We start from the raw sequence: 25,672 nt of genomic DNA, 5'->3' as shown, positions 1-25,672 counted from the left end.
TGACCTTGTCTGCTGATGCTGCCCTCCCATTACTGGTTGAACATTCCAAGGCGGACATCCGCTTGAACACTAGCGGGTAAAGGATTTTGGAGCCCTTTCCAACTCCCCCGAACGACTTCGAGTCGCGCGCCTAACAATCTTTTTAGAGAGATGATTTCCACATATCGTCCCTGGGAGGGCAGATAGGCAGAACGCTTCAGTATATCTACCGCGATCCGCTAGATCGCTAGAAACTTTCCGCATATTACCGGATTTGGGTGGATAGCAGGAAACCTTCCACATAATTTAGCCATGGTACACATAGACTATCAGGTAGCGTTTATTGCCCAGTGTACTAGTGGCGCACAGTACTAATGGCACAGGACTTCCCCCTTGCATAAGAAGCCAACAACGCGGCTGGATCAGGTACGTGAGGCCATGCGGTTAAAGCATATTGATAGATTGGCTAGCAGCCTCTTGTGTCGCCTACTGCTGAATCACCCCGTCGCAGACGGTGCGATCGCCCTCAGCCACCTCCGCGTTATAGCGCAAATACCCGGCGATCCATTCACAGCCGAGCCGCAGCGCATTCTCAGCATTGGCGATGGTGGCGATATCCCAGATCACCGCCGTGGTGTCGGCGCTGGCCGAGAGCACCCGCTGCCCGTCGGCGCTAAAGGCCACCACGTTCACCGCCTCCGTGTGGCCGTTGAGGGTGGCCACACGGTCGCCGTCGGGTTGCCAGAGGTTGACCGTGCGATCGCCGGAAGCCGAGGCAATCAAAACCTGGTTTAGCCGATTGCCGTAGTGGGCCTGGTGGGTGTAGGCCACGCTGAGCAGTGGGGCGCTGTGCCCGGCAAAGGTGGCGAGCAACCCCCCGTCGCTGTCCCACAGCTTGGCGGTGGTATCCACAGAGCCCGAGACCAGGTGTTGCCCGTCGGGGCTAAAGGCCACCGCTCGAATGATCCCCCGGTGCCCCCGCAGGCTGGTCACCTGTTCTCCGGCCAGGTTCCACAGTTTGACCTGGTTGTCGTTGCAGCCGGTAACTACCTGCTGGCTATCGGGGCTAAACGCCACCCCTCCCACAATCGAGGCACAGGCCAGTACCGTTCTCAACACCTGCCCCTGGCGATGCCAGATGGTGATCTGGCCGCCGTTAAAGTCTCCCGCCACCACGTAGGCCCCATCGGGGCTGAAGGCCACGGTGCGTTTGGGAATAGGGGTCGGTGTCTCCCCCTGGAGCACCCTCACCAAGTCGCCATTGCTGCGCCAGAGTTTCACCGTGCCATCCCAACTGGCAGTGGCAAAGGTGGTGCCGTCAAAGCTGTAGGCCACATCTTGGATTTGCGTTTCGTGGGCATCGAGGGAGCGCACTAACGCCCCAGTCTCATCCCACATATAGGCCCTACCACTGTTAGTACCGGTGACAATGTGCTGGCCATCGGGGCTGATGGCTAGGCCCCTCACCTCGGCCTCGTGGTGAAGGATGGTCAAAAAGGGCATGCCCCCAGGTCGCCAAAAGCGTACGGTCCCGTCTAACCCCGAGGACAGAATAGTTTGCCCGTCGGGGCTAAAGGCCACGCCGCGAATCTCGCCATTGTGGCCCCGAAAACTGGCCAAAGGAGTGCCATCGTAGCGCCACAGCTTGACCATGCCATTCATGTCCACGGAGGCGAAGGACTGCCCATCGGGGCTAAAGGCCAGGTTGGAAAAGCCCCCATCGGTATCCAGGGTTCTGAGCAGGCGACCGTCAGGGTGCCATAGCTTGGTGGTGCCGTCCTGCTCCGTGGAGGCAATCACATCCCCGCTGGGGCTGAAGCCGACGCTGGTTACCCCGGTGCGGTGGCCGCTCAGGGTGCGCAAGAGGGTACCAAATTCGGGGGCGACGGGGTCACCGATGCGCCAGAGTCTGACCTGGTTGTCGTAGGCGCCGGTAGCCAAAGCCTGCCCATCGGCGCTAAAGCTGAGGCCAAACACCAGCCCGTCGTGGGGCAGAGTTTTCAGCAGGGTGCCGTCTCGCCGCCACAGCTTCACGGTTTGGTCGGGGCTGGCGGAGGCGATCAGCTCGCCGTCGGGGCTGAACTGGGCCTGCCATACCCCCAGGGGGTGGCCCTCCAGGGTTTGCAGCCGGGTGCCCTGCAAATCCCACAGGTGGATTTTGCCGTCGGCTCCCGTGGACAGCAGCACCGAACTGTCGGGGCTGAAGGCCACCCCCCAGGCCAGATTCTCGTGGGCATCCAGGGTCAACACCGGGGCCCCGTCGGCGTGCCACAGCTTGACTTTGCCGTCAAAGCTGGCGGTGGCAATGTGAGCCCCATCGGGGCTGACGGCCACACTGTTGACCCCGCTGCCAAAGCCGGAGATGCGATTGGACTCGGTGGCCCCGTAGACGGCCTGTTGCAAGATCAGCTGCACCTGCTGCTGGAGCGCCTGCTGCTCGGTGGGCGACTCGGTGGGCTGGGCCAGGGCGGCATCGCCCCGCTGGGGTCGCTGGGGACTCAGCGATCGCAGGCGAGTTTGGGCTGTAATTGCCTGTACCAGGGCATCGAGACGCTGGCCGGAGGCAAACAACGCCTCGGCGGAGGCGGCGATCGCCCGAATTTCGCTGAGTTTGAGCTGCTGCTCGCGGGCCAGAGCCTGCCGATACTGGGTAAAGATCGCCCCCCCTAGCCCGACGGTAAACACCAGGGCCAGGCTGACCCCCCAGAGCATCAGGTTTTGCTGCCGCAGGTTGCGCTGCTCCAGGCGGCGGCGGGTTTCCTCCTGCTCCAGGGTTTGGCTGGCGGCCAAAAAGCGGTAGTCGAGGCTGCTCAGGCCCTTGCCCTCGGCCCAGACCAGGGCATCCCCCAGCGATTGACCCCGCAGCAGTCGGGACGAATCGCTCTGCCCAGAGGCAACCCAGGCCCTGAGCGCCTCGGCATAGGGCCTCAGGGCGGCAAGCTGCTGCTCAACCCAGTCCAGATTAAAAATATGGCGATAGATCGGGCACCGGACCTGCAAGTAGCCCTCGGTGGGCACCACCAGGCCCGAGAGCACCATCTCTGCCTGCTCGCGGCTGTCGTTGGCCCTGACCCGATCGGCCCTCGGAGGCGCATCCCCGAGTGGATCGCCTGAGCCTCCGTCGGGGTCGGAGACCGGCTCCGCCTGCAACACCTGTTGATAGATCCCCAGCAGGCCAGCCCGCCAGTGGTCGTTGCGGCCAATGCGATCGCGAATCGTGCGCAGGTGCTCCGGGTTATCTTGGCATTCCCAATTTTGCAAAATATGAGTCTGCACCAGCTGATCTACCCAGGCCGCCGCCGCCGCCTGGGCCGAGGCTGGGCTACTGCCGGGGCCGGTCAGGGATTCATCCGGCGGACTTTCGACCACGATCTGACACAGCTTTTGGGTCAAAAACGGCTGGCCCCCCGTCCAGGCCAACACCCGCCTGAGCACGGCATCCGGGTCGTCCACCCAACCCTCCAGGCCCCGCCGCAGTGGCCCCACCTCCTCCAGCCGAAACCCGTGCAGCGCGATCGCCCGACCAATGTTGAAAGGTGTGCGCTGGGGGTCCTGCATCAGGTCGGTGGGGGTGGCCACCCCAAACAGGGCGAAGGTCAACCGCTTGTAGTCTGGGTTCAGCGATCGCTGGGTGTAGCAGGAGCGAATCAGGGCAAAGAAATCATTCACCGGAAAGCTGAGGCTGAGCACGCTGTCGATTTCGTCGATAAAAATCACCAGGTGCTGATCGGCAAAAGCAGGCAGCAGCACGGTTTCAATAAACAGACTTAGCTGCTGCAGGGGAGATAGATCGGCCACCTTCTGCCGCCAGGATTTGAGATTGATATCCAGCCCCAAACTGCGCCACAGCTCCGCCACCAGACCCCGATACCACTGCTCCAGGGAAGCCGTTTCGCTACCAATCCGGGTCATGTCGAGCACAGCGCTGCGCATCCCCTTTTCCTCCAGCCGCCGCCGGGCGCGCAACAGCAGCGACGACTTGCCCATCTGGCGAGCGTTAAAGACGTAGCAAAACGTCCCCTCCAGCAGGGCATCGAGCAGGTCACCATCGGCCTGGCGCACGATGTAGGTCGGCGCATCCGCCGCTAGACTGCCGCCAACCCAGTATCGGAAGGGTGTCATAGAGCTACTTGGTATAGAGGGTTGCTTGTTCTGCGATGGGAGGGTGGATGGGTGGGAGGGTGGAGGGGTGGAGGGGTGGAGGGGTGGAGGGTGGATGGGGGGATGGGTGGATGGGGGGATGGGGGGATGGGGGGATGGGGGGATGGGGGGATGGGTGGTAGACGCGGAGCGGCTTCCCGCAGGGTAGGGGGGATGGGTGGGAAGTTTTGAATTTTGAATTTTGAATTTTCTCCTAAGAAACAAAACCTAATCGACGCCAAAACACCCTGATTGTCGCCAAACTGGAAACAGTTTTGTTTCTTCCACTTTGTGCTCACCCCAGCGGGGTTAGTGGGAAGCTGCCTTCTGCCTGCTTCGCACGGGCATAGCCCTACATCCTTCTGCCTTTTTCTAGGCGTCTGCCAGGGCAAAATGGGTCGAGAAAAACCGCTGGTAGAGCTGACAGGAGGGCTTAGCCAGGCAGTTTTGGTCAAACTCAATCAGCCCCAGGCTCTCCAACTTGGTGGCGACGGGGAACGCCAGGCGAAGGCCGGTTTCGGTTTTGATCACCTGCTGCAGCGCCTCCGTCAGGTCGGCTTTCCCTTGCAGACTGGCCAGACACCGATTGAGGTGGTTGGCGTAGATACCAGACGGGGTAATGGCCCGTTGGGGTAGATCTGCCAGGCATAACTGCCCGGCCCAGAGGTGATACAGCGCCAGCTGGGTGAGAAAGGGATGCCCGCTGACCAGCTCGGTCAAGGGGTCTGCCACCGGGTCGGACAGGCCATAGGTCTGCACCAGCGATCGCACCTCTGCAACCGTTAGCTTGGGCAAATGGACGGGCAACCCCACGTTAAACGGCGACTGGTTTAAGTTGAGCGGCACATAGATTTCGGTGGAGTAGGTGAGCAGGAACCGAATTTTTTGAAACTCAGTATGGCTCTTGGCCTCCTCGTGCCAAGACCGCAGCAGGGGCAGAAATTCATAGAAAATGGCTGGGTACTCAAAGATGCGATCGATGTCCTTGAAGGCCACCATCACTGGAGCATCCAGCGATCTCAGCAGCCCCTGTTGAAGATAGATGGTGCAGCTCACCTTACTGCCGATGTCGGCATCCCAGTAGTCATCCAGGTGGGGAGCCAGGCCCAACGGCTGACTCAAAACCATACAGAGCCAGCGCAAAAACCGATCGATATCCGACAGTACGGCCTCATCTGCCCGCTTCAGATCCACCTGGAGAACGCTATACCCCAGGCTTTCCGCCTGCTGCAAAAGGCGCAGCGCAAATGAGCTTTTGCCCATCTTGCGCGGTGCCTTGACCCGCACCAGCCCGCCGGGCTGGCAGATTTCGGCCCTGGCCCGCTCCTGTTGCTCCTGGCGCAATACATAATAGGGCGACGCCAGCGGCACCGGGCCACCGGGAAATTCAGGCGGAGTGCTCCGCTGGGGTTCTGCTGGAATTTCCCTGGCAGCGGACAGTCCGCCGCCAGCGGCCAACTGGTAGTCGCCGTAGTCTGGCTCTAATCCCAAAGACTGGAACATGATCTCAATGGAGCGCCGGTCAACCCCAGCCCGCTGCTCCAAAATCTTCTTGACGGTGGTGGCGTGCAACCCCTGGGCGTCAATTAGCTGAGTCCGGTGGGCCAAAATCTGCGGCGTGAACCGATACCCCTGCTGAGACTCAACCTGGGTAAGCTTAGCCTGCAACTTGTGTAGGCCTGCCTCGCTGAGACTATGCCCTCGCTGGCGCTGGCGCTTACTCTGCCCCACGACCATCTTTTAGAACAGCAGCTCCCAGTATGGCGGGAAATTCTAAGGAGATCATAAGGAAAACTTTATGGAAAGCTAGAGGGCACCTAAGAACTGCTAAGCGACTTTAATCACGAGATCCCAGAGTTCTGTGGTTGAAGACCCAGTCCTTGAATCGCCCCCCAGATAGAACCCTGGGATCTGGACTACCTCTGTCACCTGTGCATCGGGGTTCTGTGATCAACCCTACCACCCCTTCAATGGGGATGCTGCTAAAAGTTATTGTCGAGTTTGGGCATTGTGCTCACCCCAGTTTATCCCTGCCAAGGTAGTGCAGGACGAACAGCGTTGCTCTTGAGCGGGCAGGCAAAAACAATGGGTTGCTTGAGCCTTGCCAAGAGGCTTTGCTCATCGCACCAGCAGAATAATCAGCGCCAGGGTGCCGACAATTAACAGGCCCAGAGCGGTCAGGGTGGCGATGGGCAGCATCGGAGTATAGAGAAAGTCATGGCGGCGAATGCGCCGGAGCACTTGCTGGTGCTGGGCGATCGCAACCATCAGCGACAGATTGCCGATCACAATAAAGCCAATGGACAGCAGCCGAACGCTGATATCGACGCGACCGCTATCTGAAAGGCGGCTACTGCGAATGGCCTCCACAATGCGATCGATGCCAAAGCCGAAGGTAATCAACGACAGGGATGTGCGAATCCAGGCCATCAGGGTGCGCTCGGCGGCGGCGCGGTTGCGTTCCTTCGCCAACTCGTTGTTGAGGTTGTGGGGGGGGTGGTTCTGGGGGACGAGGAGAGGGCATTTTCCCTTAGCGATTGGCTTTGGCTTGGTGCAGGTAGTTCTCAATCAACACGTACAGGCTCACCAGCAAGATCCACAGGGGCAAAAACAGCGCCACCCAGCCCAGGCGATTGATATGGCCGACCCGAAACAGCATCACCAGCGCCAAACCATAGCCCCAAAACGACACCCAGCGGGGCAGCACCCCGGTCCGCAAAAACAAGCTACAGGTAGAAATCATAAACACGCCGCCCATGCGAATGGCGTAGTTTACCAGCAGCTGCTGGGCCAGCAGTCGGCCCAGGTCGTAGTAGTCGGAGACAGGCAGACCGGTTTCGCTGGCCGATAGCAGCAGACTGCCGGTGACCGCCGCACTGGCAAACATCATGGCCAGAAATAGCAGCCCACTGCCAAAAAAGACAGTGGCAAACAATTTGTCTTCTTGCTCCCCAAAGCGATCGCGCACCACCCCCATAAACCACAGAAAAGCAATGCCCGAGAAGAGTACCAGGTTAAGCGCCAGCGTCAGCGTTTGGCGGTGGGCGGCAAAGGCCCCTGGACTGTCCAGGCTGGCGGGCCGAAATCCGATCTGGGTTCATGGCGGGTCAAGGGGAACGGTTGCGGGTTGCGGTTTACGGTTTGCGGTTCACGGTTCACGGTTTACGGTTGGCGGTTTGGGGTTTGGGGTTTGGGCATCCCCTCCTGGGAGGGCTACTAAGTACACATAAGTCCTGTGAGACCCTTGTGGGCAGGGCTTTCCCTCCATCCCCCAGCCCCTTCCTCCCAAAACGGGAGGAAGGGGAGTAGAGCTTTCAAAGCCCCTCGCCCTTCTGGGAGAGGGGTTTGGGGAGAGGGCCAAGATGTGTGTACTTAGTAGCCTGGGAGGGGCAGGGGTGGGTTACTTGCGGTTTACGGTTTACGGTTGGCGGTTTGGGCATCCCCTCCTGGGAGGGGCAGGGGTGGGTTGCTTGCGGTTAGCGGTTCACCTTGCACCTTGAACCTTGAACCGTGCACCTTGAACCGTGCACCTTGAACCGTGTACCCAACCTTCTAACAAAGCAGACATTCTCTACACCCGCTTCACGCTCGGCGGCACCCAGGCACCGTTCAGGGCCTCGGCCTTGGGCCAGTACAGGCGCAGGTTCATGGTGAAATTGCCCTGCTCGGGAGCGGGGAGCCAGTTGGCCTCCCGCTCTGGGCCGGGGGACTGGCGCTGGATGTAGAGGTCGAGGGACCCGTTGGGGTTGTAGGTCAGTAGGTCGCGATCGCCAAGGGCGTAGCGGTCGATGGGGTTGGGGGCAAACAACTGGCGCTCGTCATACATGGTCAGCGACCAGAAGGCTCGCACGGGAGGGATTTGGTCAGCCTCAAAGTGCAGCACATAGCGGCGATCGCTGCTCAGCGGTTCACCCTCGGCGTCGGTAAACACCGTCGGGTAAATGGCATCCTCAATCACGTTGGCGCCATAGCCGGCATAGGCCACCCCGGCCCGGTGCAGATAGTCTGTTCCGTAGGTGCCAATCGCCGTCATGTTTGTCCGCCAGCCATTGGCAAATTCGCCAGAATTCGCCCACACCTGTTTAATCAGCTTGATTGCGGTAGCAGGTGCCGCCCGCAGGGCGTCCTGCACCTCGGGGGAGGCATCCGCAAACGTGAAAGGCTTACCCGGTTCAATACCCAGGCGCTGCATGCGATCGAGGATGGGATAGTCATTCGCGTGGGGCGGGTTATCCTGCATCAGTTCGGTGAACAGGGTGAAAAAGGTTTCTGCATCCATCTGCTCCACCTGGTCAGGCGGAGCAGACATGTCCTGGTTGGGGTCCACTGTGTGCTTAGGGGGAGTATAGGGCTGGCCGTAGGCGCTCAGGGGCATCACCTTAATGCCGTCCTGAAACGCCCGCACCGCCTCGTAGTCAGCCTTTCCGTTGGTCTGGGTGCGCCCGATCAGCGCTCCATTGGCGGTCGGGCTGCGATACGCCTTGATCCCCTCCGGCAAGCTGCCCTGCCATTTGGGGCCAACAATGGCATAGGTGATCGCACCGTTACCTGTGGTCCGGCTGCCAGGGGCTGCAAACACATCGGTCCACCAGTCTAGCCAGGGCGTCAGATAGTAGCGTCCGCCAGAATCTGGAATGGTGATCACCAGCGGTTCTTTTGAAACATCAAAAGAAAGGGCACTGTAGAGGGTGTCGGCGTTTGGGCGCACCACATCGGTATAGGTGGCATCGGGAAACTCACGGTTGTGGGCGATCTGGTTGATGGGCGCCCGGAGCCCGATCGGTTCGGCCACGTTGCAGGCCACATTCCGCGTCACCTGACTGATCAACAGTGGGTAGGCGTAGATATAGATGTCACGGGCTGTTTCGCGCAGTTCTTCGGTAGAAAGGGGCATGGTTATCTCCGTTCGGTGGTCGGTGTCGGGTGGTCGGTGTCGGGTGGTCGGTGCAAGGTGCAAGGTGCAAGGTGCAAGGTGCAAGGTGCAAGGTGCAAGGTGTCGGGTGGTCGGTGCAAGGTTGGTCGTAAACCGTAAACCGTGAACCGTAAACCGTGAACCCTGACGCGATCGCTACCCCACCCGCTTAAAAGGCGGCGGTGCCCAGGTCAGATCCAACACCTCTGGGCGGGGCGAATAGAGTCGCAGGCTGGGCTCAAAGGGGCCTTTGGGAGCAGGCAGCCAGTTCGATTCGCGCTCGGGGCCGGGTGACTCCGCCTGCACATAGATGTCCAGGGAGCCATCGGCGTTAAAGGTCAGATCGCTGTGGCTGCTGAGCGCGAATCGGTCCAGGGGATTGGGCACCTGGAAGCCATCGTGGTCATACATGGTGAGCGACCAGAAGGCATTGGCGGGGGGAGTTTGACTGGGCTCAAAGTGCAGCACATACTTATTCTCGCCGTGCAGCGGTTGGCCTTCGCCATCCACATAGGCGGTGGGGTAGACCGCATCCTCCGGCAGGTTGCAGCCCAGGCCCGCCAGGGCCACGAAGGCCCGACGCAGGTAGGAGGTGCCGTAGGTGCCCATGTTCTCGGTGCCAATGTTCCAACCGTTGATGAAGGCTCCAGCTTTGCGCATGGCCGCAGGCATTGAATCCAGAGCATCTTTGGCCGCCTGATTGATGGTGGCGATCGCCCCAGCGTCTAGCTTGCTGGCATCGAAGGGCTGCCCCGGTGTAATGCCCAGCGCCCTCAGCCGAAACAGCATCGGGTAGTCGTTGGCGTGGGGCGGGTGCTTCCGCATGAGATCCGCTAGCCGGGTGAGCACGGCAACGCCATCTAACTGGTTCACCTGAGTTTGCGGAGGGGTTTGGTTATCAACGGTGGGATCAGTCTGGACAGTTTGGGGGGGCATATACCCTTTACCCCACTGGGAGAGGGGAGTTAGTTGATAGCCATCCTGGATCTGGTGGACGCTGGCATAGTCGGCGGGGCCATTGGTTTGGGTACGGCCGATAATCCAAACAATTGGGGTAGGGGCAACAATTTGGATAACGCCCTTTGGCAGCGTGCCCTGCCAACCGGGCGGCGTGATAGCGTAGGTGCCCACCTGGGTACCCGTGGTGCGACTACCCACCACCGCAAACACCTCGGTCCACATATCCAGCATAGGCAGCAGATAGTATCGCCCCTGGGTATCGGGGGCAGACAAGACGATCGGCCCTTCGGACAGGTCGAGCCAGGCAAAGGAGTAGAGGGTATCAAAGTTGAACCGCACCACGTCTTTTTCATGAGCTGCCGGATAGGCGCGGACATGGGCAAACTGGTTCACCGGGGCACGCATATTGACCGAGGACGCATTGGCCACGTTGGTAGCCTGACGCCTGGTCACATCCATCATCACGATGGGGTAAGCGTACAGGTAGGCATCTCTGGCAATAGCGTAGAGTTCGTCAACGGGTTTAGCTGCAATGGATTGATCTAAGATTTGCGAATTCATCACGGGCCTCCGAAAAACTGGATGACGTGTTGATTGCGCGATCAGGCGCACCATTATCGATTCCTATTTAAGTCGTATAAAAGCATCATCAACTAATTGATAAAATTACGAATTTAATGATGCCAGAATATCTCTTATAAGTCAAAAAATCAAAGTGAAAATAATTAGCCAAACCTAAATCTCAGTCAAACTGGAGTCTAACACTATAGTTGCTAGTTTGATTTGAAATTAATAAAAAGATTAGACGCAGATAGAATGATTGTGAAACTTAGGGAAAAGTTAAGCTCAGGGACACTTGAGAAAAAGACTTGAAACTATCCCTATGCCTTGACTTTAGCCCCTCCACTCGAAAGGAACTATATGTTTTAGTTAACTTTAAAACCTGACTCTGTCGTCTTCTGTAAACTGACGCCATCGCAATAAGAATGTTTCTTTAGACATTAAATAGACTGGTTATGACAAGCCATCACAGAGTGATCAAAAATATTAGTAGTTTCTGGGTAGTTTCTGGGTAGTTTCTGGAGTGATTTCAAAGATTTTGTAAATCAGGACAATCTAGTTGGCCTGGCCCTGGCGGTGGTTCTGGGGGGAGCCTTTGGGGCGATCGCATCTTTAGCTCTTTCATCACAGCCATCACGATTATGAAAACAGATTTTGACCAAGGCGATCGCCCGCCAATGACGATTACTGACTGCCTCTCCAGACCATCAACCCACGAAAGCCATTGCAACCCAGCCCACCAGCTTCGCTTTGGCAGCTTTGTGGCTGGCTGGCGGCTGTTCCCCTGATGCTAGGGAACCCCTCATCAGCTCATGCAGCACCTTCTACGAATGGCGAATGGGGAATGCCCCGCAGGTCAACTTTGAGGCGGCTGTGGGCACCTCAAAGGTCCAAGCATCGGGGTCAAATTTAGATTTTAAGCCTGGGCAATTTTTTTTAGCGCCGCCGACAACTCTATCAACTTATGGATAATCACCATGCGTTTACGCTCTCTCCTGGCCTTTTTGGTGGGTCTGATATTCAGTGTTTTTGTTACTCAGACGGTTACAGAGGTCCACGCCATGAGCACCCTAACTCCCACTGAAGCTCGTGCCATTGCCAAGGAAGCCTATATCTACGGCTTCCCGCTAGTAGATAACTACCGGATCATGCATTCCTATTTTGTGGATAGTGACGGCAGCGAATTTAAGGCTCCCTGGAACCAGATTCACAATGAGGCCAGGGTGTATACGCCAGCAGACAAAGCGATTCAGACCCCCAATTCCGATACCCCCTACTCTCAACTCGGCACTGACCTGCGCACCGAGCCCCTGGTGCTGACGGTACCAGAGATTGAGCCCGATCGCTACTACTCCCTGCAATTCATCGACCTCTACACCTTTAACTACGCCTATGTGAGCAGCCGCACCACCGGCAACGGGGCCGGTCGCTATCTACTGGCGGGACCCTACTGGCAGGGCGAAACGCCCGCAGGCATTGATGCCGTGATCCGGTCTGAAACCGAGCTGGGCTGGGTGCTCTATCGGACTCAGTTGATTGATCCTGACGACATCGACAATGTCAAAGCAGTGCAGGCCGGCTACGAGGTGCAGCCCCTCTCCAGCTTTATGGGACAGCCTGCTCCCGAAGCCGCCCCGGCAATCGACTTCATCCAGCCCCTCACCCCTGAAGACCAACGCACGTCGCCCCGGTTCTTTGAAGTGCTCAATTTTTTGCTGCAATTTTCTCCGACCCATCCCTCTGAGCAGGCGTTGATGGAACGCTTTGCTAAATTGGGGATTGACCCGGACAGCAGCTTTGATGTCGATGCGTTGTCTCCACCCATCCAGGAGGCGATCGCCCAGGGAATGGCTGATGCCTGGGAAACGTTCGCCGACTTTAAGCGGACTCAGATCGATACTGGGAAACGGACAGCTGCCGACGGCTTCGGGACTCGGGAATTTTTAGATAACGACTACCTGGGTCGCATGGCCTCGGCGGTGCTGGGTATCTACGGCAACTCGAAGGAGGAAGCCCTCTACCCCGCCTACTTTGTGGATGCCAGTGGGGAGCCCCTGGATGCCGCTCAGCACAACTATGTCTTGCGCTTTCCACCCGACGAGCTGCCGCCAGTGAATGCGTTCTGGTCAATCACCATGTATGAGTCGCCCGCCAGCTTGCTGGTGGAAAACCCGATTGACCGCTACCTGATTAATTCTCCGATGCTCCCCGACCTGGTGCGCGACGCTGATGGCGGCCTCACCCTGTATCTGCAGCACGACTCTCCCGGCGCAGAAAAAGAGGCCAACTGGTTGCCCGCACCCGATGGGGAATTTATTACCGTCATGCGCCTGTACTGGCCTCAGGAAGCCGCCCTGACGGGAGCATGGCAAGCTCCTCCCTTGCAAAAAGCAGACGCCGAGGCGACAGCAGGCGTGCCCGTGACGGTTGACAACTTTGTGCGGGCAGAGAGCGACCTCTATTTAGGGTCTGTGGTGCAGAGAGATGCGTTGGGGCAGTTAGACCATAACCGTGAGCCGACCCCCATTGATCAGCAAGACGTCATTCGGATGAACCGCGACACCCTGTACTCTGCCACTGTGTTTGATCTGGAGGCCGGGCCAGCAACCATCACGTTACCCGATGCGGGCGATCGCTTTCTGTCTATGCAGTTGATCAATCAGGACCACTACACCCCAGCCGTCATTTATGAGGGCGGCCCTTACACCCTGACTCAGGAGGACATGGGCACGCGGTATGTGCTGGCCGCGATTCGGATTCTCGCCGATGGGTCTGATCCGGCTGATCTGGCCCAGGTGCATGCCCTGCAAGATGCCATCACCATTGAGCAGGCCAGTCAGGGGACGTTTTCAGTGCCCCAGTGGGATCTGGCCAGCCAGAAGCAGGTGCGCGACGCCCTCCTGGTATTGGCATCAACTCTGCCAGATACCCGTGGCATGTTTGGTACGAAGGAGCAGGTCGACCCGGTGCGCCACTTAATCGGTACTGCCCTGGGCTGGGGCGGCAATCCTGAAACGGAAGCGCTCTACCTGAATGTCACCCCGGCTCAAAATGATGGCTCGACGGTGTATCGGCTGACGATAGACGAAGTCCCCGTCGATGGCTTCTGGTCAATCAGTATGTACAACGCTGAAGGTTACTTTGAGCCCAACGACCTCAATGCTTACTCCATCAATAACTTGACGGCAGATAAGGGCGAGGATGGCTCCGTCACCGTCCAGTTCGGCGGCTGTGATGGCAATACCACTAACTGTCTGCCCATCACCCCGGGGTGGAACTATATGGTCCGCCTCTATCGCCCCCGCAGCGAGATTCTGGATGGTACCTGGACTTTCCCTGAGGCCGAGCCTGTTCAATAAGGCCGACATTGACATTGCCGATCCAGGCATCGCAAGCTCTACATCCCCACATACTCTTGGATGGACTGCACCTGCAAGGGCTGCTGCTGTAAGGAGCGAATCGCTGCAGCAGTGGCTTTAGCGCCAGCAATCGTGGTGATAATTGGCACCTTATATGCTAAGGCAGTGCGGCGAATGGAACGATCATCCTCTAGGGCTGTACTCCCGGCTGGGGTATTAATAATCAGCTGAATTTCGTTATTTTTGATCGCATCTTCGATATTAGGCCGCCCTTCATGCACTTTAAGAATTAAATCAACGGTGAGGCCTTGATGTTTGAGCGCTTTGCAGGTGCCTGCGGTGGCAACTAGCTTAAAGCCCAGATCGGCTAAGTCTTTGGCCACAGGGATAACAGCAGCCTTATCGCGATCGTTCATGGAGATAAAGATGGTGCCTTGCAGGGGCAGCTTTTGGTTGGCCCCCAGCACCGCTTTAGCAAAGGCTTTACCAAAATCCATATCAATCCCCATCACTTCTCCGGTGGAGCGCATTTCAGGGCCTAACAGGGCATCGGTACCCAGGAACTTGTCGAAGGGTAGCACCACCTCCTTCACGGCAATGTGGTTGGGAATCACTTCTTCGGTAAAGCCCAATTCGTCCAGGGTTTTGCCAGACATCACCCGTGCCGCCAGCTTGGCCAGAGGATGGCCGATCGCCTTGGAGACAAATGGCACGGTGCGGGAGGCGCGGGGATTGGCTTCCAGGATGTACACCTGATCACCCTTGACCGCGAACTGAATGTTCATCAACCCAATCACATTCAGCCGTTTGGCGAGTTTGATCGTCCAATCGCGGATGGTGGCCAGCGCGGCGTCAGACAGGGTAATGGTGGGGATGGAACAGGCGGAGTCCCCAGAGTGAATACCGGCCTGTTCAATGTGTTCCATAATCCCACCAATCACCACCTGGCCGGTGTGATCGGCGATCGCGTCTACATCCACTTCGGTGGCATTTTCCAAAAACTTATCAATCAAGATCGGGTGATCCGGCTCCACCAGCACTGCGTAGGTCATATAGCGCTCCAGGTCCGCGTCTGAATAGACGATTTCCATGGCTCGCCCTCCCAGTACATAGCTGGGCCGTACCACCACCGGGTAATCGATCGCCTGGGCGATCTTCAACGCCTCTTGATAGCTGCGGGCAATCCCATTGGGGGGCTGGAGGATATCCAGTTCCCGCAGGATGGCCTCGAATCGCTCCCGGTCTTCGGCGATATCGATGGAATCTGGTGAGGTACCCCAAATGGCAGTGGGGGGGTGGATGAGTGGATGGGTGGATGGATCGGCAGCGGGGAGGGAGGAAAGGTATTGCTGCAGGGGTAGAGCCAGTTTCAGGGGGGTTTGACCACCAAACTGGATGATAATCCCCACAGGGTTCTCGGCCTCAATGATATTGAGCACATCTTCTTTAGTAAGGGGCTCAAAGTAGAGGCGATCGCTGGTGTCATAGTCCGTCGAAACCGTTTCCGGGTTCGAGTTAACCATGATTGTTTCGTAGCCATCGTCCTGGAGTGCAAAGGAGGCATGACAGCAGCAGTAGTCAAACTCGATGCCCTGGCCAATCCGGTTAGGGCCACCGCCCAGGATCATCACCTTAGGGCGATCGCTGGGCAGGACTTCGGTCTCGTCTTCGTAGGTGGAGTAGTAGTAGGGGGTAAAGGCTTCAAACTCGGCGGCACAGGTGTCCACGGTTTTATAGACAGGAATCACCGCTAGGTCCTTACGATACTGGCGCACGGCATCTTCGCTGGTGCGGGTGGCATAGGCAATCTGGCGATCGCTAAAGCCCTGCCGCTTAATCGCTCGCATCTGGGCCGCATTGAGGTCAGCCAAGGCGGTGCGCTTCAAGAACTTTTCAGTCTTCAGCAAGCCAGCCAACTGGTTCAAAAACCAGGGGTCGATGCCCGTCAACTGGTAAATGTCATCCACTGCTAGGCCTAATTGCATCGCATGGCGCAGTTCAAAAATACGCTCAGGATGGGGGGTCCGCAGCCGGGGCCGAATTTCATTCAGGCTGGGTAGGGTTTCGGCGCGATCGCAGCCCCACCCTGACCGACCAATCTCCAAAGAGCGCAACGCTTTTTGAAACGACTCCTGAAAGGTGCGGCCAATGGCCATCGCTTCCCCCACCGACTTCATTTGGGTGGTGAGGGTAGCTGTGGTGCCCGGAAACTTCTCAAAGGCAAACCGTGGGATCTTGGTCACCACATAGTCGATGGTGGGCTCAAAGCTAGCCGGGGTTTTCTGGGTGATGTCGTTAGAGATTTCATTCAAGGTATAGCCCACGGCCAACTTAGCGGCAAACTTGGCGATCGGGAACCCGGTTGCTTTAGAGGCCAGGGCCGAACTGCGAGACACCCGGGGGTTCATTTCAATCACGATCACCTCCCCATCGTCGGGATTCACCGCAAACTGAATATTCGACCCGCCCGTTTCCACCCCAATCTCCCGGATGATTTTGATCGAAGCATCCCGCAGTCGCTGATACTCCTTATCAGTCAGGGTTTGGGCCGGGGCCACGGTAATCGAATCACCTGTGTGCACCCCCATTGGATCCAAATTCTCAATCGAGCAGATAATCACCACGTTATCTGCCAAATCCCGCATTACTTCTAACTCATACTCCTTCCAGCCCAACAGGGATTGCTCAACTAAGATTTGCGACACCGGGCTGGCATCTAGACCAGAGTTAGCGATAGTTTCAAACTCTTCCTGGTTATAGGCAATGCCGCCGCCTGTGCCCCCCAGGGTGTAGGCCGGGCGGATAATCAAGGGAAACGTGCCAATCTGCTGGGCAATCTGCCGCGCTTCATCCATCGTTTCTGCCAACCCCGAGGGGCACACCCCCACCCCAATTCGGCCCATGGCTTCTTTAAACAGCTTGCGATCTTCGGCCATCTCAATGGCGGCCAACTTCGCCCCAATCAGCTCCACCCCATAGCGCTCTAACACACCATTCTTAGCCAGGGTGACCGCAATATTCAGGGCGGTTTGGCCGCCCATAGTGGGTAGCATCACGTCAGGGCGCTCTCGCTCAATCACCCGCTCCACAATATCTGGGGTCAAGGGCTCGATATAGGTGCGATCCGCCGTCTCTGGATCGGTCATAATTGTGGCCGGATTCGAGTTCACGAGGATGACCTCGTAGCCCTCTTCCCGCAATGCCTTGCAGGCCTGGGTGCCAGAATAATCAAACTCGCAGGCTTGGCCAATCACAATCGGCCCAGAGCCAATCAGCAGAATCTTGTGGATGTCATCACGGCGAGGCATAGGCGGCAGGGGTGCTTATGGAAAATCCAAATCATTTTAAGGGGTATTAGTGGCAGTCGCGTGGTGATATTAGGACAATCATGGCCAAAAATCCCCAACTCAGTGGCTCTGAGAGCTGGAATGTCAGCACTTAGTGATATCAGCCTTGATTAAGGGAGCGATAGTAAACGCCCAACCCACGGTTGAGGGTTGACCCACCGCTTTTTGGCCAGTGGACCAAACGCTTTTTGACCAGTAAACGTGTTGGTCTAACCAGAACTAGTGTTAAGATAAGAGACTTATGAATTAAACCTAGTGCCTTGGGGCATTAGGATCATGCTCACCCTGCACTTTTGACAAAGGTTTTGCCACTATAGCCTTATGATTAAGCTCCGACTCAAGCGTTTTGGTAAAAAACGGGAAGCCAGCTACCGCATCGTGGCCATGAACAGCGACAATCGTCGTGATGGCCGTCCCTTGGAAGAACTTGGCTTCTACAACCCCCGCACCGATGAAACTCGGCTGGAGGTTCCGGCCATTATTCGTCGCTTACAGCAAGGGGCCCAGCCCACGAAGACGGTTAAGCATATCCTTGAGAAGGCGAATATTTTTGAGCAGCTCAAGGCTGAGTCATAGTCTTGCAACCTGCGCCGCTTTAGCCTTAAAACTCTCCCAGCACCACCATGGACAGGCCTGACTTTTCAGGGCTAGTACAGTTCTTAGTAGAGCCCTTTCTCGACTCCCCCGATTCCCTTCGCATTGATTGTGAAGAGAATTCGGCTCAGTCGAAAGTTTGGATTCGGATCGCCTTTGATGGTGATGAGCGGGGGCGCGTCTTTGGGCGGGGTGGCCGTAATATCCAGGCTATCCGTACTGTGGTGCGCGCCACCGCCACCTTGGCCGGTTGGTCAGCCCACTTTGATGTGTATGGCGCCGCTGAGCAAGGCGGGGGGGACGGTGCAGAAAAGTCTCGTGCGCCCCGTCGCGCCGATCAGCCGGGGTCCAAGCACCATCGTCCCAAGCCCCGGCCTCGCCCTAAGTCTTCCTAGCCCCAGCCGTAGGGTGGGCATTGCCCACCACTCGGTAGACAGGTTCCTAGAAGTCACCTTAGCCTCAGGCTTCTTAGTCCCAGGCTTCCTAACCCCAGAGCTTTACTCGCCAGTGTTGTGGCTGTTGGTTTCAAGTTTGCTTAAACGCCTAGTCGCTCCCTAGCCTTTGCCGCCCCTACTGCATGGTTTCTTCGGTTCGCGTTTCTATGCCCAGCCCAGAGAGCGCGATCGCGCTCTCTGGCTACCGAGACGAAAACTTAAAGCTATTAGCCCGTCAGACCGGTGCCTCCCTGGTGCTGCGAGGCCAAGAATTATTGATTTCCGGGACTGAAAACGGCGCTGATCTGGCCCGTCGTCTGGTAGCAGCCCTAGAACCAATTTGGGGGCCTGGGCAGGCCGTAACCACGGCAGATATCATGACCGCCCGTCATGCCCTGGACACCGACCAGGTAGAGCAACTCCAGGCTATTCACCAGGATGTGGTCGCTCGTACCCGTCGGGGTGATGTCGTCCGAGCCAAGACCTTTCGCCAAAAGCAGTACATTAAGGCCCTGCGCACCCACGATATGGTGTTTTGCATTGGCCCTGCGGGTACTGGCAAGACCTTTTTAGCCACAATGGTCGGGGTGCAAGCCTTACTGAACAACGAATACGAACGGCTCATTTTAACTCGACCCGCAGTAGAAGCCGGGGAGCGGCTGGGGTTCTTGCCTGGGGATTTACAGCAAAAAATCGATCCGTACCTGCGGCCCCTCTATGACGCCCTGCACGAGCTAATCGAGCCTGAGAAAATCACCAATTTAATGGAACGCGGCATTATTGAAGTTGCTCCCTTGGCGTATATGCGAGGTCGCACATTGAATAACGCCTTCGTGATTATGGACGAAGCCCAGAACACTACCCCAGCTCAAATGAAAATGGTGCTGACCCGGCTAGGCTTTCGATCCAGGATGGTAGTGACCGGAGATGTGACCCAAACCGACCTGCCCGAGATGCAGACCTCAGGGCTGATTCTGGCCCAAAAAATTCTCAAGCCGGTAGATGGGATTGCCTTTTGCCAGCTGACCCAGGCTGATGTGGTGCGCCACCCGTTGGTACAGCGAATTGTGGCAGCCTATGAAAGCTATGACACCCAGAAGCGCTCTAAGGGCTAAAACATCGGTGCAGTATGCCCAGATCCCAGGGTTCTTGGGCTGATTAGCCCGGATTGTTGGGGTATCCGAGAGCAGAATCCTGGGATCTGGGCTGGGATTTGGTCTAAACCGATGCCAGTTGGGGAACAGCCCCGGAGGTCAGGGGGCCGACAGCCGGGTTAGGCGTACAGTACACTTCGGCAGAGTTGTTTGGGCTCTCAATTAATTTCACCTTATGCAGACTGGCCCCTAGGTCACTGATGGGCTGTTGTAGGCGATCGCGAATATGTACCGCAATGTTCTCAGCTGTGGGCACCACCTCAGCAAAATAGGGAATATCCTTATTCAAAAAAGTGTGGTCAAAGGGTTCTACCACATGGTCATCAATGGCCGCCTGCAACTGGGCTAGATCCACCAACATGCCAGTGCGAGGGTCAATCGTCCCCTTGACCGTCACTTCCAGGTGATAGTTGTGACCATGGCCGTGGGGTCGGGCGCATTTACCGTAAATTTCGCAGTTTTCTTCGTAACTCAGGCGCGGCGAAGCCAACCGGTGAGCCGCACTGAAATGGGTGCTGACGGTCAGGTAAGCGTCCATAGTTTCTCCTAAATAGTCTGACCAGAGTTCTGGGTGTTCAAATAGCTGAATTTTGACCACGGGCAAATGGGGAGTCAGCCGATCCCAAATCGCCTTAGCCAGATATTCCGTAGTCGGCAAGGTTTGCTGAAATTCTGGCCAAGCCTCATTCAGATATGAAAAATCAAGCTGGCTGGTGACCTCCCGCTTGATCACCTGTTTCACCTCAGAAAGATTCAACACCATGCCATACTCATCCAGGTCCCCTGCCATAGAGACATAGAGCACGTAATTATGGCCATGGCCAGGCGCCTTGGCACAGGGGCCAAACCTTGCTGCATTCTCAGCCTCACTGAGTTCAGGCAGCCAATAGCGGTGACTCGCCGAAAACTGAGCCCTGCGATTGATAATGCATGTCATAAAATGTAAAGTCGCTTAGCAAAGCGTTAAGTTAAGTAACTATTCTCTTTTCAGGATAGTCTAAATCTCGTGCCTTTGGCGGTACTTGAGTTACCAGAGATCGACCCACCGCCAATTTTTCCGCCCATCCATCGGGAGACCATAGCCCCCAGCAGGTCTATCCCAAGGTTAAGATTTGCCCAGGTCACCGATCGCTCAACAAAGGTCAAAAGCCTTATCAAACAACGGGTTCAAGCATTGACCGCAAAATTTTCAAAATTCCTATGACTTGTTGACATTGAATTAATTTCGTAAAATTGAATACAGAAATACAGAAATACGTTCATCTGAGACTGCCTGTTAGCTCAAGCTGAGAATCAGGGCACTTAGTCTAGACGGAAGTAAGGAGTTGACTCCTGAAGGAACGCACTCTGGCCGAGCAGTTTGTTCAATCCTTTGGATGCAGGAGGCACTAAATGAAACTTTGTTACCGTGGTGTGGAGTATGACTACAATCCTCCATCCCTAGAGGTACATGAGAGTGAGCTAACCGGGTGCTATCGGGGTCGTCCCCTTCACTTCACCTATGTTAGTCATGTACCGGTTCCCCAGCCGGTGGCCACGATGACCTATCGGGGCGTGGGATATGCCACAACGCCTCAGGGCAAGGTGGTTTCCCCCTTGGCTGAGCAGCTTGGGCGACAGCCCGTATTCCAGACCGTGCAGTCCACTGACAATTCAGTCCTGAAAGCGCGACGGCACCTATTGAAAGATGCTGCAGAAGCGCATCGGATTAATATGCAGCGATCGCTGGAGCATCGGATTCAAGTCGCTCGCTCCCAGGGCAACAATTACTTGCTAGAGCAGCTGGAAGCCGAGCTTCATCAGCTGGCCTAGCATTGCTGCCTCGGGGTGATGGGCATCAGCCCTCCCCGGACCAGTCAAGCTTGTGCTGTAGCTGGAGCAGCGAAGGGTACTCTTTCGGAGTACCCTTTTTTTGCGTAGCCGTAAAGGGCTATGGCAGGATTTGCAGCTGAGGCTGGAGCGCAGCCTGGGAGTCAATCCACAAGACCCGGCCATGGGGTGCCGTCGAGGCTTGCCCCCACACCACCTGCTGACTCCCCGCAACCAGTTGGTGGGTCGCCTCTAAGGGGGTCAACCAAACCACCGCCTGGTCAGGCCAGTCAGCGGCATCAGCTGTGGCCAGGGGATGTACCTCCGCTAGAGCCATGAGCACCCTGTGATAATCCCGTAACAGCGTCTGGTGGGGTAGCCACAACGCCGCCGCCAATCCTCGATTCAGGCTATAGACATACAAAGACGCTGCCGCAACCACAGCCTGTTCAAAGTGGTCGGGTGACCAACGGGCCGCCGTATTGAGAGCCAAAATCACCTCTTGGCCAGCAATCACTTTTTCCAGTTCGCGCACTCGTAATTCGCCATAACGGGCACTCGTACGCCAGTGAATCAGCCGAGTCGGATCTCCCCAACGATAGGGTCGCAACGCTCGAGTTACGCCTTCGGTCGCGGGCTGTACCCGCGGGCTTTGGGGCCAATGTAAACCCGATGCCTGGCCCAGGGTGTCAATCATCGGGCAACGTTGCAACGGTAAAATATGCGGATAAACCACCGCTTCTGCAGGAGCAGCGGCCCAGCGGCGACACCAAAATAAGCCCAACGGTGCCGCCGATCGCAAATACACCCCAGCCCAGCGATAAATGCCTCGCTGTTGGGTAATCAACCGGTAGTGCCAGTCTTGGACTTGACCAGGGCCAATGGCACTGATGGCATGAGTGGGAGCATCCCCCAGGGGAGAGGGAATTTGATCAATTAGCTGAAACAGCCCTTTGGACCGCCCCCGGCTATTCTTAACCGTCAGGTTAACCATAATCGGCTGACCGACGGATACCGGCGCAATCCCCGATCGCTGCACTTCGAGCCCCTGCAAGTTACGCGGGGGCAAGATCACCGCCACCACCAGCAGGCCCATGATCACGCCACTCATGACGTATAACCAACCGGCTAGGGTATTGGTGGCCGCTGCGAAGAAGAACACCGCTAGACCCAGCAACACCCAACCGATATAGGCGGGTGCCACCCAGCGCTGCTCTAACCACCGACTTAACCGGGCTAACCGTGCCATCGTTAACGGCTCATCGCTTCACCAACTTCTTAGACAGCTTACGCAGGCGAATGGACTCTGGGGTAATTTCCACCAACTCGTCGGGACCGATATACTCCAGAGCCCGCTCTAGGCTCATCTCCTGGGGAGACTGAAGCTGCACCAGTTCATCGCCACTGGCGGCTCGGTGGTTGGTCAGCTGCTTGGTTTTACACACGTTCAAGTCCAGATCTTGACTGCGGTTATGCTCACCCACAATCATCCCTTTATATACCCTGGTGCCAGGGGTAATAAAGAACACCCCCCGATCCTCAGCATTCTTCAGGGCGTAGAAGGTGGCCACCCCTTCTTCGAAGGCAATCAGGACACCATTACGCCGGGATTCCACATCCCCGGAGAGGGGGCGGTAATCCAGAAAGCTGTGGTTCATAATGCCCTCACCCCGGGTTAGGCGCATAAATTCCCCCCGGAAACCCACGAGCCCTCGGGCCGGAATCACAAATTCTAGGGTAGCGCGGCCATCTCCCAAAACTCGCATATCTTGTAGCTCTCCGCGTCGCTGGCCAATGCGCTCCATACAGCCACCGACGCCGTCTTCGGGCACATCTAGAATCAACAACTCAAACGGTTCGCAGGGCTGACCATTCACTTCCCGGTAAATCACCTGGGGTTGAGACACCTGAAACTCATACCCCTCTCGACGCATGGTTTCAATCAAAATCCCCAGGTGCAGTTCGCCACGACCAGCCACAGCAAAGCGGTCCGGGGAGTCTGTCGGATCAACCCGCAGGGCCACGTTGGTTTCTAGCTCGCGCATCAGGCGATCGCGCAGTTGCCGAGAGGTGACAAAACTACCCTCTTGACCCGCAAAGGGGGAATCGTTAACTACAAAAGTCATTTGCAGGGTGGGTTCATCCACCTTGATCAGCGGCAGCGCTTGGGGATTGGTAGGACAGGTGATGGTTTCACCAATGTTGGCATCGGCAAACCCAGCGACCGCCACAATTTGGCCCGCCGACGCCTGCTCGATTTCAATCCGCTGCAAGCCCTCAAACCCTAGAAGTTTCGAAATTTTAGACTTAACTAGACTGCCATCTTCTTTGATCAGCGCCGCCTGTTGCCCCGCTTGAATAATGCCATTGTGAATTTTGCCAATCACAATTCGCCCCAGATATTCGGAGTAATCGAGGGTGGTCACCTGAATTTGCAGGGGCTTATCCACGTCGCCCACCGGCGGCGGCACGTGGTCTAAAACCGACTCAAACAGCGGCTGCATATCTTCACTGTCGTCCTCCATGTGCAGCTTGGCAAAGCCAGCCATACCGGAGGCGAATAGGTAGGGGAACTCGCACTGGTCATCGTCTGCCCCCAACTCAATAAACAAATCCAATACCTTATCAACCGCCCCATGGGGATCGGCTTGGGGGCGATCGATTTTATTAATCACCACAATCGGGCGCAACCCTTTTTCCAGAGCCTTTTTCAAGACAAAACGGGTCTGGGGCATGGGGCCTTCGTTGGCATCCACAATCAGAATGCAGCCGTCTACCATCCCTAGCACCCGTTCTACCTCGCCACCAAAGTCGGCGTGGCCGGGGGTATCGACAATGTTGATCAGCGTATCTTTGTAGTGAACCGCTGTATTTTTCGACAGGATGGTAATGCCCCGCTCCCGCTCCAGGTCATTCGAGTCCATGACGCAATCGGGTACCTCTTCGCCCTCCCGAAAGATGCCGGACTGCTTTAATAGAGCGTCAACCAGGGTGGTTTTACCGTGGTCGACGTGGGCAATGATAGCAACGTTGCGAATGGGGAGGGTCATGAGTGCGATAAAAGTCTAGGCAACAACAAACGGGCATCGAAACCACCCCAGAGCCCTATCCCAAAGGGCAAACGTTAGGAAGCTCAAGACAAGTTCCGAGATAAACAAAGCCAAGTCCAAACCTGAGTTTTGCCTGGGGAAAACCTCCAAATCCCGAGCTGAACTTGGCATATGCAAAAAGTCTTAACAATTGTAACTCAATTAACAGCCTGTTGACAGATATCCCTTCTAGCAGTCTATCGAGTTAAAGATGACGGACTGACAGGATTTACGGTTCACGGTTTAAGGTCTACGGCTGGTCTGGAACCGCAGGCCGTCAACCGTCATACCCCAGGTCGTAGACCCCATCATGATCAGATTGGCTGAGCACTAGCTTGAGGCCACAAAAAAGGGCACCCTGCGGTGCCCTTAAGTTGTGAAAGCAATGGTCATCAATGGTTAGAAGGTCATTTCGGCGGCTTGTACCCGCTCCACCTGCTTCTTCTTCAGCACCAGCATGATCTGGGTCAGCATGACTGCGGCCAGGAAGGCAATCAACCCTTTGATGCGGTTGGGGCTTTGCAGCACAATTTCGGTGTCCATCTGGCCAAAGCCGCCCACATTGGGGTTAGTGGTCAAGGGCTTACCCGCCTCAACCACATCGCCAACGGCCACCACCACCTCAGGCCCAGCTGGAATGGTGACAGCCGTACTGTCGCCCTGATCAGGCTGAATCGTTACCACATAACCGCCCGCTTCTTGAGCGGCGACATCGGTGACAGTGCCAGAGGCGATCGCGTTATAGACCGTGTTATTACTGGCTTGCCCCGTGGGATATACCTGCCCCCGGCCCCGGTTGGCCCCCACATGCACCTGGTACTTACCGAAGGACACGGCTTTGTTTTGGCCAGGATCGGGAGATAGCACCGGAAAAACAATTTCTTGGTACTGTTCGCCCGGCAAAGGACCGACTAGCACAATATTTTCTTGGTCCTCGCTGTAGGGCAAGAAGTAAGTGCTGCCGACTTCTTCTTGAAGGTCTGCGGGAATGCGATCGGCCGGGGCAATTTTGAACCCTTCTGGGAGGACCACCACAGCGCCCACATTCAGACCCCCTTTGCTGCCATCCCCGAGGACTTGCTGAGTATCTAAGTCGTAGGGAATTTCAACTTTGAGTTTAAATACAGAGTCGGGCAGCACCGCCTGGGGCACCTCCACCTTGGTCGGTTTCTCCGCCAAGTGACAGTTAGCACAAACAATTCGGCCCGTGGCTTCCCGGGGGGTTTCGTAGTTTTCTTGGGCCCAGAAGGGATAGGCCGCCGCTGGCTGAGGCTGAATAATCAAGCCGACCAGGACCATCAGCACAGTAGCGCAGGCCACAGCCATGGACCGCC

General features: G+C 56.7%; 18 protein-coding genes, 1 pseudogene and 1 riboswitch. Of the genes and pseudogenes, 8 read left to right on the top strand and 11 right to left on the bottom strand.

What is annotated here, in order from left to right; genetic code table 11:
• Nucleotides 1–465: 465 nt before the first annotated feature.
• The 6 genes from E1H13_RS13830 to E1H13_RS13805 form a co-directional block, all read right to left on the bottom strand.
• Nucleotides 466–4,101, bottom strand: a complete 3,636-nt coding sequence (locus tag E1H13_RS13830) for an AAA-like domain-containing protein (protein WP_169613995.1) — start codon at nucleotides 4,099–4,101, stop codon at nucleotides 466–468.
• A 390-nt stretch (nucleotides 4,102–4,491) separates the two neighbouring features.
• Nucleotides 4,492–5,850 carry an AAA-like domain-containing protein gene (locus E1H13_RS13825; protein ID WP_169613994.1) on the bottom strand — a complete coding sequence of 453 codons (1,359 nt, stop codon included), beginning with the start codon at nucleotides 5,848–5,850 and terminating at the stop codon, nucleotides 4,492–4,494.
• Nucleotides 5,851–6,237: 387 nt separating this feature from the next.
• Nucleotides 6,238–6,591, bottom strand: a complete 354-nt coding sequence (locus E1H13_RS13820; protein ID WP_240966626.1) for a DUF202 domain-containing protein — start codon at nucleotides 6,589–6,591, stop codon at nucleotides 6,238–6,240.
• A gap of 58 nt (nucleotides 6,592–6,649) precedes the next feature.
• Entirely contained in the window at nucleotides 6,650–7,096 is a 447-nt protein-coding gene (locus tag E1H13_RS13815) for a hypothetical protein (RefSeq protein ID WP_206070484.1), read from the bottom strand.
• Nucleotides 7,097–7,690: 594 nt separating this feature from the next.
• Nucleotides 7,691–9,013 carry a DUF1254 domain-containing protein gene (locus E1H13_RS13810; RefSeq protein ID WP_169613993.1) on the bottom strand — a complete coding sequence of 441 codons (1,323 nt, stop codon included), beginning with the start codon at nucleotides 9,011–9,013 and terminating at the stop codon, nucleotides 7,691–7,693.
• 174 nt (nucleotides 9,014–9,187) lie between these two features.
• Entirely contained in the window at nucleotides 9,188–10,552 is a 1,365-nt protein-coding gene (locus tag E1H13_RS13805; protein ID WP_206070482.1) for a DUF1254 domain-containing protein, read from the bottom strand.
• A 507-nt stretch (nucleotides 10,553–11,059) separates the two neighbouring features.
• On the opposite strand from E1H13_RS13805, the gene E1H13_RS27990 reads away from it, so the two are divergent.
• The 4 genes and pseudogenes from E1H13_RS27990 (at nucleotide 11,060) to E1H13_RS27980 (ending at nucleotide 13,911) form a co-directional block, all read left to right on the top strand.
• Entirely contained in the window at nucleotides 11,060–11,197 is a 138-nt protein-coding gene (locus E1H13_RS27990; RefSeq protein ID WP_169614004.1) for an MscL family protein, read from the top strand.
• Complete coding sequence (locus tag E1H13_RS13795) at nucleotides 11,194–11,340, top strand: hypothetical protein (protein ID WP_169613991.1); 147 nt, start codon at nucleotides 11,194–11,196, stop codon at nucleotides 11,338–11,340. The genes E1H13_RS27990 and E1H13_RS13795 overlap by 4 nt, the downstream gene beginning before the upstream one ends.
• 273 nt (nucleotides 11,341–11,613) lie before the next feature.
• A pseudogene (locus E1H13_RS27985) lies at nucleotides 11,614–12,942 on the top strand (DUF1254 domain-containing protein); the annotation flags it as partial.
• A 24-nt stretch (nucleotides 12,943–12,966) separates the two neighbouring features.
• A complete protein-coding gene (locus E1H13_RS27980) occupies nucleotides 12,967–13,911 on the top strand; it encodes a DUF1254 domain-containing protein (protein ID WP_347404161.1) in 945 nt (314 codons plus the stop codon).
• A gap of 38 nt (nucleotides 13,912–13,949) precedes the next feature.
• Here E1H13_RS27980 and carB read toward each other — a convergent pair whose 3' ends face one another.
• Nucleotides 13,950–17,219: a carbamoyl-phosphate synthase large subunit gene (gene carB, locus E1H13_RS13785; protein WP_169613990.1), complete on the bottom strand. Its 3,270-nt coding sequence runs from the start codon at nucleotides 17,217–17,219 to the stop codon at nucleotides 13,950–13,952.
• A 360-nt stretch (nucleotides 17,220–17,579) separates the two neighbouring features.
• On the opposite strand from carB, the gene rpsP reads away from it, so the two are divergent.
• The 3 genes from rpsP to E1H13_RS13770 all read left to right on the top strand — a co-directional run bounded on the left by rpsP (nucleotide 17,580) and on the right by E1H13_RS13770 (nucleotide 19,401).
• Nucleotides 17,580–17,834 (top strand): 30S ribosomal protein S16, encoded by a 255-nt coding sequence (rpsP, locus tag E1H13_RS13780; RefSeq protein WP_169613989.1) that lies wholly within the window; start codon nucleotides 17,580–17,582, stop codon nucleotides 17,832–17,834.
• 47 nt (nucleotides 17,835–17,881) lie between these two features.
• Complete coding sequence (locus tag E1H13_RS13775; RefSeq protein WP_169613988.1) at nucleotides 17,882–18,247, top strand: KH domain-containing protein; 366 nt, start codon at nucleotides 17,882–17,884, stop codon at nucleotides 18,245–18,247.
• A 182-nt stretch (nucleotides 18,248–18,429) separates the two neighbouring features.
• On the top strand, nucleotides 18,430–19,401 hold the full coding sequence (locus E1H13_RS13770) for a PhoH family protein (RefSeq protein ID WP_169613987.1): 972 nt from the start codon (nucleotides 18,430–18,432) through the stop codon (nucleotides 19,399–19,401).
• Nucleotides 19,402–19,504: 103 nt separating this feature from the next.
• Here the strand turns inward: E1H13_RS13770 and E1H13_RS13765 are convergent, their stop codons facing one another.
• Nucleotides 19,505–20,377 (bottom strand): 6-carboxytetrahydropterin synthase, encoded by an 873-nt coding sequence (locus E1H13_RS13765; protein WP_169613986.1) that lies wholly within the window; start codon nucleotides 20,375–20,377, stop codon nucleotides 19,505–19,507.
• 317 nt (nucleotides 20,378–20,694) lie between these two features.
• A riboswitch (Glutamine riboswitch) is annotated at nucleotides 20,695–20,787 on the top strand.
• Between the two features lie 45 nt (nucleotides 20,788–20,832).
• Between E1H13_RS13765 and E1H13_RS13760 the strand changes: the two genes are divergently transcribed.
• The gene (locus E1H13_RS13760; protein ID WP_169613985.1) at nucleotides 20,833–21,252 is read left to right on the top strand and encodes a DUF4278 domain-containing protein; all 420 of its coding nucleotides are present in this window, start codon (nucleotides 20,833–20,835) and stop codon (nucleotides 21,250–21,252) included.
• A 118-nt stretch (nucleotides 21,253–21,370) separates the two neighbouring features.
• Here the strand turns inward: E1H13_RS13760 and E1H13_RS13755 are convergent, their stop codons facing one another.
• The 3 genes from E1H13_RS13755 to petA form a co-directional block, all read right to left on the bottom strand.
• Nucleotides 21,371–22,498, bottom strand: coding sequence for a DUF58 domain-containing protein (locus E1H13_RS13755; RefSeq protein ID WP_169613984.1), 1,128 nt, complete (start codon nucleotides 22,496–22,498; stop codon nucleotides 21,371–21,373).
• 10 nt (nucleotides 22,499–22,508) lie between these two features.
• Entirely contained in the window at nucleotides 22,509–24,299 is a 1,791-nt protein-coding gene (typA, locus tag E1H13_RS13750) for a translational GTPase TypA (RefSeq protein WP_169613983.1), read from the bottom strand.
• A gap of 438 nt (nucleotides 24,300–24,737) precedes the next feature.
• Nucleotides 24,738–25,664, bottom strand: a complete 927-nt coding sequence (petA, locus tag E1H13_RS13745; RefSeq protein WP_240966629.1) for a cytochrome f — start codon at nucleotides 25,662–25,664, stop codon at nucleotides 24,738–24,740.
• Between the last annotated feature and the right edge of the window lie 8 nt (nucleotides 25,665–25,672).

The sequence above is a fragment of the Nodosilinea sp. P-1105 genome (assembly GCF_012911975.1).
In the GTDB taxonomy this organism is placed as follows: Bacteria; Cyanobacteriota; Cyanobacteriia; order Phormidesmidales; family Phormidesmidaceae; genus Nodosilinea.
The sequence above is the reverse complement of the archived record's forward strand: the minus strand, read 5'-3'. Positions and strand labels throughout refer to the sequence as shown.